This is a genomic window from Streptomyces sp. ISL-98, from assembly GCF_018614055.1.
Taxonomy (GTDB): Bacteria; Actinomycetota; Actinomycetes; order Streptomycetales; family Streptomycetaceae; genus Streptomyces; species Streptomyces spiramyceticus.
Genome location: NZ_JAGGPB010000026.1, coordinates 174273 through 185920, shown reverse-complemented (window position 1 = coordinate 185920; position 11648 = coordinate 174273). Strand labels below are relative to the sequence as shown.

Annotated in this window: 10 protein-coding genes and 1 riboswitch; of the genes, 2 read left to right on the top strand and 8 right to left on the bottom strand. The window is 69.6% G+C overall.

What is annotated here, in order from left to right; translation table 11 throughout:
• Position 1 precedes the first annotated feature (1 nt).
• Positions 2 to 892, top strand: coding sequence for an STM4011 family radical SAM protein (locus tag J7I98_RS19285; protein WP_214921987.1), 891 nt, complete (start codon positions 2 to 4; stop codon positions 890 to 892).
• Here J7I98_RS19285 and J7I98_RS19280 read toward each other — a convergent pair.
• The 3 genes from J7I98_RS19280 to J7I98_RS19270 all read right to left on the bottom strand — a co-directional run bounded on the left by J7I98_RS19280 (position 845) and on the right by J7I98_RS19270 (position 5331).
• Positions 845 to 1636: an SGNH/GDSL hydrolase family protein gene (locus J7I98_RS19280; protein ID WP_214921986.1), complete on the bottom strand. Its 792-nt coding sequence runs from the start codon at positions 1634 to 1636 to the stop codon at positions 845 to 847. The two genes, J7I98_RS19285 and J7I98_RS19280, sit on opposite strands and share 48 nt — an antisense overlap.
• Before the next feature lie 192 nt (positions 1637 to 1828).
• Positions 1829 to 2728 carry a LysM peptidoglycan-binding domain-containing M23 family metallopeptidase gene (locus J7I98_RS19275; RefSeq protein WP_214921985.1) on the bottom strand — a complete coding sequence of 300 codons (900 nt, stop codon included), beginning with the start codon at positions 2726 to 2728 and terminating at the stop codon, positions 1829 to 1831.
• Positions 2729 to 2732: 4 nt separating this feature from the next.
• Positions 2733 to 2905, bottom strand: a riboswitch (cyclic di-AMP (ydaO/yuaA leader).
• Positions 2906 to 3216: 311 nt separating this feature from the next.
• Positions 3217 to 5331: an alpha-galactosidase gene (locus J7I98_RS19270; RefSeq protein WP_214921984.1), complete on the bottom strand. Its 2115-nt coding sequence runs from the start codon at positions 5329 to 5331 to the stop codon at positions 3217 to 3219.
• A gap of 169 nt (positions 5332 to 5500) precedes the next feature.
• Here J7I98_RS19270 and J7I98_RS19265 point away from each other — a divergent pair, with 169 nt between their 5' ends.
• Positions 5501 to 6313: a tyrosine-protein phosphatase gene (locus tag J7I98_RS19265; protein WP_214921983.1), complete on the top strand. Its 813-nt coding sequence runs from the start codon at positions 5501 to 5503 to the stop codon at positions 6311 to 6313.
• Between the two features lie 30 nt (positions 6314 to 6343).
• Here the strand turns inward: J7I98_RS19265 and J7I98_RS19260 are convergent, their stop codons facing one another.
• The 5 genes from J7I98_RS19260 to ispG all read right to left on the bottom strand — a co-directional run bounded on the left by J7I98_RS19260 (position 6344) and on the right by ispG (position 11645).
• Positions 6344 to 6490 carry a DUF6126 family protein gene (locus J7I98_RS19260; RefSeq protein WP_214921982.1) on the bottom strand — a complete coding sequence of 49 codons (147 nt, stop codon included), beginning with the start codon at positions 6488 to 6490 and terminating at the stop codon, positions 6344 to 6346.
• Position 6491: 1 nt separating this feature from the next.
• Positions 6492 to 7085 carry a helix-turn-helix domain-containing protein gene (locus tag J7I98_RS19255; RefSeq protein WP_214921981.1) on the bottom strand — a complete coding sequence of 198 codons (594 nt, stop codon included), beginning with the start codon at positions 7083 to 7085 and terminating at the stop codon, positions 6492 to 6494.
• A 63-nt stretch (positions 7086 to 7148) separates the two neighbouring features.
• Entirely contained in the window at positions 7149 to 8546 is a 1398-nt protein-coding gene (locus tag J7I98_RS19250) for an aspartate aminotransferase family protein (RefSeq protein ID WP_214921980.1), read from the bottom strand.
• Positions 8543 to 10456 carry a 1-deoxy-D-xylulose-5-phosphate synthase gene (gene dxs / locus J7I98_RS19245; RefSeq protein WP_214921979.1) on the bottom strand — a complete coding sequence of 638 codons (1914 nt, stop codon included), beginning with the start codon at positions 10454 to 10456 and terminating at the stop codon, positions 8543 to 8545. The genes J7I98_RS19250 and dxs overlap by 4 nt, the downstream gene beginning before the upstream one ends.
• A 25-nt stretch (positions 10457 to 10481) precedes the next feature.
• Positions 10482 to 11645: a flavodoxin-dependent (E)-4-hydroxy-3-methylbut-2-enyl-diphosphate synthase gene (gene ispG, locus J7I98_RS19240; RefSeq protein WP_214921978.1), complete on the bottom strand. Its 1164-nt coding sequence runs from the start codon at positions 11643 to 11645 to the stop codon at positions 10482 to 10484.
• Positions 11646 to 11648 lie beyond the last annotated feature (3 nt).

Here is an 11648-nt window from a genome sequence, read left to right as displayed (position 1 = left end):
CATGGACCTGACGATTCTCTACCGCGGCCCGCTCGCCTCCTGCGACTACGACTGTCCGTACTGCCCGTTCGCCAAGCGCCGTGACACCCCTGAGCAGTTGCGCGCCGACCGCGCCGCGCTGGAGCGTTTCACCGCCTGGGCCGCCGCGCAGACCGGCGACCGCCTTTCGGTGCTCTTCACCCCCTGGGGCGAGGGCCTGGTCCGCTCCTGGTACCGCGAGGCGCTCGCCGAGCTGTCCCGGCTGCCGCACCTCGCGCGCGTCGCCATCCAGACGAACCTCAGCTGCCGCACCGACTGGCTCGCACAGGCCGACCTCGACACGCTCGCGCTGTGGTGCACCTACCATCCGGGCCAGACCCCGTACGACCGCTTCCTCGCCAAGTGCCGCGACCTGACGGCGATGGGCGCGCGCTTCAGCGTCGGTGTCGTCGGCTTCCCTGAGCACCTCGACGAGGCGCGACGGCTGCGCGCCGCCCTCCCCGGCGAGGTGTATCTCTGGGTCAACGCGGCCGAGGGCCGCACCTATACGGACGAGGAGGCCGCCCGCTGGACCGCCCTGGACCCCCTCTTCCCGTACAGCCGCCACCCGCACCGCTCGGCCGGACTGCCCTGTCGTACGGGCGAGTCGGTCATCTCGGTGGACGGGGACGGCACGGTGCGCCGCTGCCACTTCGTCCGCTCGGAGCTCGGCAATCTCTACGACGGCTCGTACCGGCAGGCGCTGGGCCCGCGCGCCTGCCCCCTCGCCGTCTGCGACTGTCACATCGGCTATGTCCACCTGGAGACGCTGCCGTTGTACGACGTCTTCGCGGGCGGCGTCCTGGAACGCATACCCGCCGGGCATTCAGAGCGGCAGCAGGTCGGGCCTCTTCGCCTCGACGTGATCGCCTGACGACTCGCCGCGCAGCCGCCGCCCGATCCATGGCACCAGGTGCTCGCGCGCCCACTGGATGTTGTCCTTGCGCGCCTCCAGCGTGCCGCGCGGCGCCTGCGGCGGCCATGCCTGGTCCGGGTCGGCCGGCACGTCGAGCCCGAGCACCTGCGCCGCGCGCAGCGCGACGCGTGTGTGCCCCTCGGGCGAGAGGTGCAGCCGGTCGCCGTCCCAAGCGCGCCTGTCCTGAACAGACTTGAGCGACCACAGGTCGAGCACCGGGCAGTCGTACCGGTCGGCGACGGCCCGTACGTGCGCCGTGTACGTCGCGATCTTGCCCCGCAGATGGCGCAGGACGGGCACGCCCCGCGTGTCGAAGCCGGTGGTCACCATGACGGTGCCCACGGCGTTGGTGAGGTCGGCCACGGCCCGCTCGAAGCGCTCGGCGACGTCGTCCGGGTCGCTGCCGGGCCGGAGGATGTCGTTGCCTCCCGCACAGAAACTCACCAGATCGGGGGCCAGTTCCCGGGCGCGCGGGACCTGTTCCTCCACGATCTGGTCGAGGAGCCGGCCGCGCACGGCGAGGTTGGCATAGCGGAACGTGTGCTCGGGGACGCGGTCGTCGAGGAGTACGGCCAGCCTGTCGGCCCAGCCGATGAACGCACCGTCGGGTCCGGGGTCGCCGACTCCTTCGGTGAAGCTGTCGCCGATCGCCGCGTACGACCCGATGGTGCCTGCACTGAATGATCTCGAATCGTCTGCCACGTCGATACATCCTTCACTGGGGCAAGTGACCTACGCCACCGTAGGGAGGGGTTGACGAGGGGTGAGATAAGACACCGGTCAAGATTCACCCAATCCGGAATACGCCGAAAACACACGTACGCCCCTTTCCTCCTGCCAGTTGTGGCGGGGGAAAGGGGGCGTACGGAGAGGATTCCGCAGTGGCGGGGTGCGTCAGATGGAGACGCCGTTGCCGCGCAGGTAGGCCAGCGGGTCGACGTCCGAGCCGTAGCCCGGGCCGGTCCGGATCTCGAAGTGCAGGTGCGGGCCGGTGGAGTTGCCCGTGCTGCCGGAGAGACCGATCTGGGTGCCGCCGCTGACGCTCTGGCCGGACGAGACGGCCAGCGAGGACAGGTGGGCGTACTGCGAGTACCGGCCGTCGTCGTGCTTGATGACGACCTCGTTGCCGTACGCGCCGCCCCATCCGGCGGAGACGACGGTGCCGGAGCTGACAGCCTTGACCGGCGTGCCGCTCGACGCGGAGAAGTCGACGCCCGTGTGGTAGCCGCTGGACCAGCTGCCGCCGGCGGCGCGGTACGGCGTGGTGACGCCCGCGGGGACCGGGGCGGAGAAGCCGGAGCCGGTGACGGTGCTGGTCTCCTGCTTGGCCGCGGCCTCGGCCTGCGGCTTGACCTCGGGCTTGGCCTCGGCCTTCGCCTGGGGGGCGGCGGGAGCCTCGGCCGGGGCCTTGGCGCCGATGGTGAGCTTCATGCCCGGAAGGATCAGCGAGGGGTTGCCGCCGACGACCTCACGGTTGTCGGCGTACAGCTTCTGCCAGCCGCCGCGCACGTTCTCCCGGTCGGCGATCTTCGACAGATAGTCGCCGGAGACGACGGAGTAGGTCTTCGTGCCGGTCTTCTTCGCAGCTGCCTGCGTGGCCTTCTTGGTGACCTTCTCCGCAGCCTTCTGCGTCACGGGCGAGGAGGCGGCGGCCGGTGCGGCCTTCTCCGCGGCATTCGCGCCGGTGGCGGCAATGAGCGGGAGTGCGAGTGCGGCACCGCCCGTGCCCGCGGCGACAAAACCGCGAGTGATCGAGTTCGACCTCGGGCGACGGTGCTTACCCTTTGCAGGCATGGCGAATTCCTCTCCGTCGCCTACGAGGTGAGCTGTCGGGTTCGGGCTGGAGATGCCCGGCCGCGCTCTCGCGCGACTTCACCCCGAGCCGGTCCGGACCGACGTGCAGATCCGGATGAACGGCGTACTTACCTGGGTCCCCCGCTCCTGCCACGCTTGAGTGAGTGAGTGCGGTTGCCGGGCGGTGGCAGGATTAGGCGGTCCACCCGGATTGACGGTGACCGTAAGCCGATAGGACGCCTGTGGACAAGCCACTCCATTCACTCGGGCATTGGCCAGCGGGAATTCACCATGAAATTCCGGTCACACTCCGTGGATTACGGATCTCAAACCTCCGCCCAGGACCAGGCATTTCCGTTCGGCGCCTCGCCACGCACCGTCACAAATATGATCCTGCTCACCAGGGGACCGGCCATTCCCCTTACGAGCAAGGGGAGTTACAACCAATTGCCCGATTAGCCCGAAGTGCAACGCAACATCCCGAACCATTACGCATCTCCCGATCCGCGCACCCGCCGCAGCCGGAAGACCGCAGCGTCCAGATCGCCGCGCAGCGCCGTGCGCAGACCCCGGTGGAGCAGTACGGCCCCGCGGTGCACGGCTGACGTGTCCAGGCACGCGTAAGCCGCCGCCGGGTCGAGCCCGCGCAGCCGCAGCGGTGGCTGCTGCTCGCCGTAATGCTGGGCCTGGAGCCAGGCGAGGACGACGATGTCGTCCCCGTGCGTGTACTGGACGGCGCTCAGGCCGCCGTCGGGCGGGCGCAGCCGGTGCATCTCGCCGTGCTGCACGACCGGCCTGATCTCCTTGTAGAGATCCACCCACTCGCGCGCCTCGGCGATCTCGTGCTCGCCCCACTCGGTCAGATCGCCGCCGATGCCGAGCACGCCCGCCATCGCACTCACGAAGCGGAAGCGCAGCGAGCTGACCCGCCCATTGAGCTGGGTGTTCGGGCTGTCGGTGACCCATGCGGCCATCGCGCGCGCCGGGTGCAGCTGGCTGAAGCCGTGCTGGATGACGAGCCGGTCCAGCGGGTCGGTGTTGTCGGAGGTCCACACCTGGTCGGTACGGGAGAGAATCCCGAGGTCGATCCGCCCGCCGCCGCCCGAGCAGGACTCGAAGGCGACGGTGGGGTGCGCGGCCCGCAGCCGGTCGAGCAGCCCGTACAGGGCGTGCACATGCGCGGTCCACAGCTTCTGCGGATACGGTTCGCCCGGCCAGCCCGCGTCGGTGAAGCAGCGGTTGAAGTCCCACTTCACATAGTCGACCGGCGCGGCCGACAGCAGCCCGTCGAGCTGCTCCCAGAGGTAGGTCTGGACATCGTCACGGGCGAGATTGAGCACGAGCTGGTTGCGGAACTCGGTGCGGGTGCGCCCCGGGTGATGCTGCACCCAGTCGGGGTGCGCCCGGTACAGATCGCTGTCGGCATTGACCATCTCGGGCTCGACCCAGATCCCGAACTGCATACCGAGGCCGTGCACTTCGTCGGCCAGCGGCCCCAGCCCGCCGGGGAAGCGGTCGCGGTTCGGTGTCCAGTCGCCGAGCCCGGCCCGGTCGCTGACCCGCGCGCCGAACCACGCGTCGTCCACCACGAACAGCTCGACGCCGATGTCCGCAGCCCGTCGCGCGAGCGTGCGCTGCTGCTGCTCGGAGATGTCGAAGCCGGTCGCTTCCCAGGAGTTGTAGAGGACGGGCCGCAGCCGGTCGGCGTCCGGGATGACATGCGCGAGCTGCCAGGCGTGCCAGGCCCGGCTCGCCCCGCCGAACCCGCCCTCGCTCCACAGCCCGGCGAAGACGGGTGTGGTGTACGTTCCGCCGGGCGCCAGCCGCAGCAGACCCGAATCGTCGTGACCGGCCCCGCCGGTGATCTGCACGGTACCGTCGGGAAGCTGCTGTACGGCGATGCGCCACGACCCGGACCAGCCGAGCGCGCACCCGTACACCTCGCCGCTCTCCTCCGTGGCCCCCTGCGCGTCGAGTGCGACCCACGGCAGGTGCTGGTGCCCGGTATGGCCGCGCCGGCTGCCCAGGACCTTCTCGCCGGGAGTGAGCTCCGAACGTACGAGCCGGGACTCGGCCGCCCACCGGCCGTGCAGCTGGCTCAGCCGCCACCGCTCGCGCAGAGGCAGCGTCCAGGCCGCGGCGTCGGCCCGCAGCAGCTCCAGGTCCGGGGAGTCCGCCGGGCCCTCGTGCGTGACGGTGGCCCACCGCTCGACGACGGCGGAGTCCTCGCGCATCCGGTAGTGAAGAGTGACGCCCAGGTGGTGCACGGGATCGGCGAAGGACAGCCGCAGCTCGTCGCCCGCCACGGTGGAGTCGGTGCGGCGCCACTCGGTGCCGCGTACCGCGGGCGTACGTACGGACAGGGCGGGCCGTACGAAACGGGGGCCGCCCTCGACCGGGTACTCCTCGCGCCCGTCGAGCTGCGACTCGAACGGCCAGTAGGGCGGTGGGGGTTCGGCGGCGAGCGACTCCGCGTCGGCGAGGGAGATGCGCGGACCCCAGTGCAGGTGCACCAGCTCGTCGCGGTCGGTGAGGTGCAGCCCGTAGCTCCCTGCCGCCCCCGAAAGCAGCCAGGTACGCCCGTCGCCACCAGTCTCGATCATCCGAGCCCCCCAGATCCGAACAGGTCCAAACATTTTGGTTCGCCCGACGTCCCTGGGGCAACGCCTGTGCAGGGACAGCCGAGATGGTTGCCTCACGAACCAATGTCGTATCGTCAAAAGGCGCCGAAGTCGGCGAGCAACGCCGACGGCAGACCCTTCAGGAGCCACCGTGACACAGCAGCTGCCGCAGGTCCCGTCGACAGAGCCCGAGCTTTCGGGAGTGCGCAACTTCCGTGACGTGGGCGGACTGCCGACCGTGGACGGGCGTCGGGTGCGGTACGGAGTGCTCTTCCGCAGCGGTCACCTGGCGCACGCGACCGACTCCGACGCGGCTTTCCTGGGCTCGCTCGGCCTCCACACGATCTTCGACTTCCGCAATGCGGCGGACCAGAAGCTGGAGGGCCCGGACGTCGAGCTGCCCGGCGTGCGCAATGTCAATCTGCCGCTGACCGACCCGGCCGACGGCGCCGAATTCTGGAAGATGGTCCGCGACGGCGACCTCGACGAGCTGCGGTCGATCCTCTCCGACGGCAAGGCCGCGGACCGGATGTCCGCGACGTACCGCTTGATCATGAAGGAGCGTACGGAGGAGCACAGCCGGGTACTGCACGCACTCGCCGAGGACAGCGTCCCCGCACTGATGCACTGCGCGGCGGGCAAGGACCGGGCGGGGCTTTCGATCGCGGTGACGCTGCTGGCTGTCGGTGTGGAGCGCGAGGCGATCGAGGCGGACTATCTCAAGTCGAACGACCCGCACCGCCGCTACAAGGTGCGCCGCAGCGACAACTCCCCCGTCGGGATGTCACCCGAGGTCATGGCGCTGCTCAGCCCGCTCTTCGAGGCGCGCGCCGAGTACCTGGCCGCCGCCTTCGAGACCATCGACGAGACCTGGGGCACCACCGACCGCTACCTCGCCGAGGGCCTGAAGATCACGCCCGAGACACGTGAGCGGCTGCGGCTGCGCCTGCTCGACGAGAGCTGAGACGCGAGCTGAACAGGCGGAAAGACGGGGTCAGCGCTCGGCACCGAGCGTGAAGAGCAGGTAGACGAAGGCCGCGAAGAGGTGGCCTGCGACGACGTAGACGAAGAGCCGGATCACCAGCCCCCTGGGGATCTTGTCCTCGATGAAGCGGCGCGCGGTGGACTTCTCGTCCGGCATTTCAGATCTCCTGGGGTAGGCACAGCCCGGCCGCGGCGCTCTGCAGCAGCGTGTGAACGAAGAGGAGCTCGGCGCCGTCCCGGGTCGCAGCGCCGATGCGGTGGGGGGTCAGCGAGTCGAAGTGCGCGCTGTCCCCCGCGTCGAGCTGGTGGACGCTCTCGCCGAGGACCAGCCTCAGCCGCCCCGACAGCACGTACAGCCACTCCTCGCCCGGGTGGACACGCACCAGGTCGCCCTGCGCGCCGTACGGCACACGCACCCGCAGTGCCTGCATGGCGCGGCCCGGCCCGCCGGCCCGGTGGTACGTCCAGCCGTCGGCCTCCCGCGCCTCGGCCTCACCGGACCGCAGTACGGCGTCCCGGTCGACGGCGGTCTCGCCGAGCAGCGCGGACACCGTCGTACCGTAGACACGGGCCAGCGTGAGCAGCATCGGCAGCGAGGGCTGCCGCCGGCCCGTCTCCAGGCGGGACAGGTGCGCGGGCGAGAGTCCGGCGCGACGGGCGGCCGCTTCGAGGGTGAGGCCGCTGCGCCGGCGCAGGTCACGCAGGCGTGGGGCGACCGAGGGCATTGCCTCGGCCGGCTCTTCTGGGGTCATGTCTCCATTGGGCCAGAGGCATTGCCCGTAAGGCAAACATCTTGCCTCTAAGGCAAAAGGGCCTTATCGGTTGCCGACTGCCTGCTTCATCAGTGTCTTGCCGAAGTCCCACATCAGACCGCCGCCGCTGTGCGCCTCGTCCATCACGGCGGTGAACGCCTCGATGAAGCGGTCCACCTCCTTCACCCCCACCGTCAGCGGCGGAATCAGCTTGATCACCTCCAGGTGGTCGCCGGAGACCTGGGTGAGGATGCGGTGTTTCCGGAGCAGCGGTACGACGACCATCTGCGCGAAGAGACCCTTGCGGGCGGCCTGGAGCATGGTCCAGCGGCTGCGCAGTTTCAGCGAGCCGGGCCGGCCGAACTCGATGCCGATCATGAGGCCGCGGCCTCGTACGTCGTGCAGCAGCTCGTAGCGGCCCACGAGTGCCGTGAGCCGCTCACGCAGCAGATCGCCGGTGAGCCGGGCGTTCGCGACGATCTCCTCGTCCTCCATCACCGAGAGGACGGCGAGACCTGCCGCCATCGCCTGGGCATTGCAGCCGAAGCTGGCCGAGTGGACCAGCACCCGGTCCATCGACGAGTACACCTTCTTGAAGATCCAGTCCTTGCCGAGGGTCGCGCCCACCGGCACGTATCCGCCCGACAGCGCCTTGGCGACGCACAGCAGATCCGGCTCGACGCCCTCCTCGTGCTGGTACGCGTAGAAGTCACCGGTCCTGCCGAGTCCGGTCTGGACCTCGTCGGCGATCAGCAGCGCCTTGTGGCGGCGCAGGAGGTCCTGGGCGGCGCGCAAAAAGCCGGGCGGGGATTCGTGCACGCCCTTGCCCTGGATGGGTTCGACGACGAAGCCGGCCACGTCGCCCCGTTTCAGCTCCCGCTCCAGGGCGTCCAGGTCGCCGAGTGAGATCGGGGTGTCGGGCAGCAGTGGCGCGAAGCCGTCGCGGAAGCCGTTCTCGCCGTTGACCGACAGCGAGCCGGCGGTCAGGCCGTGGAAGGCGTGGGCGCAGTACAGGATCCTGGGTTTCCCGGTCGCGTACCTGGCGAACTTCAGCGCGGTCTCGACGGCTTCGGTACCGCTGTTGCCGAAGAACACCCGGTCGAGGTGCGGGCTGTGGGTGAGCAGTTTCTCGGCGAGGAGTCCGGGCAGCGGCTGGCAGTCGAAGCGGGTCAGGTCGGCGAGCGAGGCGTCGAGTACGTCGTGCAGCGCCTTGCGTACGACGGGGTGGTGCCTGCCGAGGCCCATGACGCCGAACCCGGCGAGCATGTCGAGGTAGTCGTTGCCTTCCGCGTCCCAGAAGTAGGCGCCCTCGGCGCGCTCGTAGACCTTGTCGAAGCCGATCGTGTGCAGCATGCGCGGCAGCTGGTGGTTCAGGTGTCTGGCATGCAGTTCGTAGCGCTCGGCTCCGCGCTCGGCGAGGAGCGTCGCCAGATCGAAGCCTCTCGGCTCGTCGTCCTTCATTCCCCGGTCTCCTTCACCAGCACCTGTGGGACTTCCTGAGCTGCCAGGGCGGCGGTGATCCGCCCCGCGATCTCGACGGGGGTGAGCCCGATGTCGGCCAGTACCTCGCCGCGTTTGGCGTGCGCAAGGAATTGGCCGGGGATGCCGTACGTCCGCAGTGGTACGTCGACTCCGGCGTCGCGCAGCGCCTGCCCCACGGCCGAACCGACGCCGCCGGCACGGCTGTTGTCCTCGACGACCGCGACGAGGCGGTGCAGTTCGGCGAGGGGTGCGAGCTGCTCGTCGACGGGCTTGACCCACCGGGGGTCGACGACGGTGCAGGTGATGCCACGCTCCGACAGCAGGTCAGCGGCTTGGAGGCAGACGGGCGCGAGTGCGCCGACGGAGACCAGGAGCACGTCGGGCTCTTCGGGCTCGTCGGCCCGGTACAGCACGTCCATGCCGCCCACCCGGCTGATCGCCGGGATCTCCGGGCCGACCGACTCCTTGGGGAAGCGCAGGACCGTCGGCGCGTCGTCGACGTCGACAGCTTCGCGCAGCTGGGCGCGCAGTTGGCCGGCGTCCCGCGGTGCGGCGATGCGCAGGCCGGGTACGACCTGGAGGATCGACATGTCCCACATGCCGTTGTGCGACGGGCCGTCGACGCCGGTGACACCGGCCCGGTCGAGGACGAAGGTCACGCCGCACTTGTGCAGCGACACGTCCATCAGCAGCTGGTCGAAGGCGCGGTTGAGGAAGGTGGCGTAGACGGCGACGACGGGATGGAGGCCGCCGGTGGCGAGTCCGGCGGCGGACACCGCTGCGTGCTGCTCGGCGATCCCGACGTCCCAGATCCGCTCGGGGAACGCCTCGGCGAACTTCGTCAGCCCCACGGGGTGCAGCATGGCCGCCGTGATCGCGACGACGTCCGGCCGCTCGGCCCCGATCTTGGCGATCTCGTCGCCGAACACCGAGGTCCAGGAAGGGCCGTTGGACGGTGCGAGGGGCTCACAGGTCAGCGGGTCCATCACTCCGACCGTGTGAAAACGGTCGGCCTCGTCCTGCTCGGCGGCTGCGTAACCGCGCCCCTTCTCGGTCAAGCAGTGCACAAGCACCGGGCCGTGGAAGCGTTTGGCGCGGCTCAGTGCCGACTCGACGGCGGCGATGTCGTGGCCGTCGATCGGCCCGACGTACTTGAGCCCGAGGTCCTCGAACATGCCCTGCGGGGCGAAGGCGTCCTTGAAGCCCTTCTTCGCGCCGTGCAGCGACTCGTACAGCGGCTGCCCGATGACGGGAGTGTGCTGAAGCACCTCCTTGCCCCAGGCGAGGAACCGCTCGTACCCGTCGGTCGTACGGAGCGTGGCGAGGTGGTTGGCAAGCCCGCCGATGGTGGGGGCGTATGAGCGCTCGTTGTCGTTGACGACGATGACCAGGGGCCGGTCCTTCGCGGCGGCGATGTTGTTCAGCGCCTCCCACGCCATGCCGCCGGTGAGCGCACCGTCCCCGATGACCGCGACGACGTGGTCCGTCCTGCCGAGCACCTGGTTCGCTTTGGCGAGGCCGTCGGCCCAGCCGAGGACGGTCGAGGCGTGCGAGTTCTCGATGACGTCGTGCTCGGACTCCTCGCGCGACGGATAGCCGGAAAGCCCGCCCTTGCCACGCAGCTTGGAGAAGTCCTGCCGTCCGGTGAGCAGTTTGTGTACGTAGCTCTGGTGGCCGGTGTCCCACAGGATGCGGTCGGCGGGTGACTCGAACACCCGGTGCAGGGCGATGGAGAGTTCCACCACGCCGAGGTTGGGCCCCAGGTGACCGCCCGTTCTGGCCACGGCCTGGACCAGGAACTCCCGGATTTCGGACGACAGATGACAGACTTCGGCTTCTGTCAGCGCCTTCAGGTCGCGCGGCCCCCGGATGGTTTCCAAGATCGTCACGCTCGGGCCCCCTCTCTGATCCTCTTCAGCTCACGGTGACGTCGGGCGCCCCCGAGGGGACCCCCTCGTCCTCCATAGTTGCGGCGATCTTCATCGCCTCTTCGATGAGGGTCTCGACGATCTTCGACTCGGAGACGGTCTTGATGACCTCGCCCTTCACGAAGATCTGACCCTTTCCATTGCCGGAGGCGACCCCCAGGTCCGCCTCGCGCGCCTCACCGGGACCGTTGACCACACAGCCCATGACGGCGACCCGCAGCGGCACCTCCATGCCTTCGAGCCCGGCCGCCACCTCGTCCGCGAGCCGGTAGACATCGACTTGCGCACGCCCGCACGAGGGACACGAAACGATCTCCAGGCGGCGCTGCTTGAGGTTGAGCGACTCCAGGATCTGGAGGCCGACCTTGACCTCCTCGACGGGCGGGGCCGACAACGACACCCGGATCGTGTCGCCGATGCCCTCGCTCAGCAGCGCGCCGAAGGCGACCGCCGACTTGATCGTGCCCTGGAAGGCGGGGCCGGCCTCCGTGACCCCCAGGTGCAGCGGGTAGTCGCACTGCGCGGCGAGCTGCCGGTACGCGTTGACCATCACGACCGGGTCGTTGTGCTTGACCGAGATCTTGATGTCGCGGAACCCGTGCTCCTCGAAGAGCGACGCCTCCCACAGCGCCGACTCCACCAGTGCCTCGGGCGTGGCCTTCCCGTACTTCTCAAGGAGCCGCCGGTCCAGCGATCCGGCGTTCACACCGATACGGATCGGAGTCCCGGTGGCCGAGGCAGCCTTGGCGATCTCCTTCACCTTGTCGTCGAACTGCTTGATGTTGCCCGGGTTCACCCGGACCGCCGCACAGCCCGCGTCGATGGCCGCGAAGACGTACTTCGGCTGGAAGTGGATGTCCGCGATCACCGGGATCTGCGACTTGCGCGCAATGGTCGCCAGCGCGTCGGCGTCGTCCTGGGTCGGGCAGGCCACTCGTACGATCTGGCAGCCGGACGCGGTCAGCTCCGCGATCTGCTGCAGCGTCGCGCCGATGTCGGACGTCCTGGTGGTCGTCATCGACTGCACCGAGACGGGCGCGTCCCCGCCCACCGCCACCGACCCGACCTGGATACGCCGCGAAGGGCGGCGCACCGCCAGCGGCCGGGCCGGCAGCTCGGGGAGCCCCAGTGCGACAGGCTCGCCGGTCATCAC

Excerpts from the sequence above, each read along its gene's own strand:
- J7I98_RS19285 (WP_214921987.1), top strand. The coding sequence starts at position 2 with ATGGACCTGACGATTCTCTACCGCGGCCCGCTCGCCTCCTGCGACTAC.
- J7I98_RS19275 (WP_214921985.1), bottom strand. The coding sequence starts at position 2,728 with ATGCCTGCAAAGGGTAAGCACCGTCGCCCGAGGTCGAACTCGATCACT.
- J7I98_RS19270 (WP_214921984.1), bottom strand. The coding sequence starts at position 5,331 with ATGATCGAGACTGGTGGCGACGGGCGTACCTGGCTGCTTTCGGGGGCG.
- J7I98_RS19260 (WP_214921982.1), bottom strand. The coding sequence starts at position 6,490 with ATGCCGGACGAGAAGTCCACCGCGCGCCGCTTCATCGAGGACAAGATC.
- J7I98_RS19255 (WP_214921981.1), bottom strand. The coding sequence starts at position 7,085 with ATGACCCCAGAAGAGCCGGCCGAGGCAATGCCCTCGGTCGCCCCACGC.
- J7I98_RS19250 (WP_214921980.1), bottom strand. The coding sequence starts at position 8,546 with ATGAAGGACGACGAGCCGAGAGGCTTCGATCTGGCGACGCTCCTCGCC.
- ispG (WP_214921978.1), bottom strand. The coding sequence starts at position 11,645 with ATGACCGGCGAGCCTGTCGCACTGGGGCTCCCCGAGCTGCCGGCCCGG.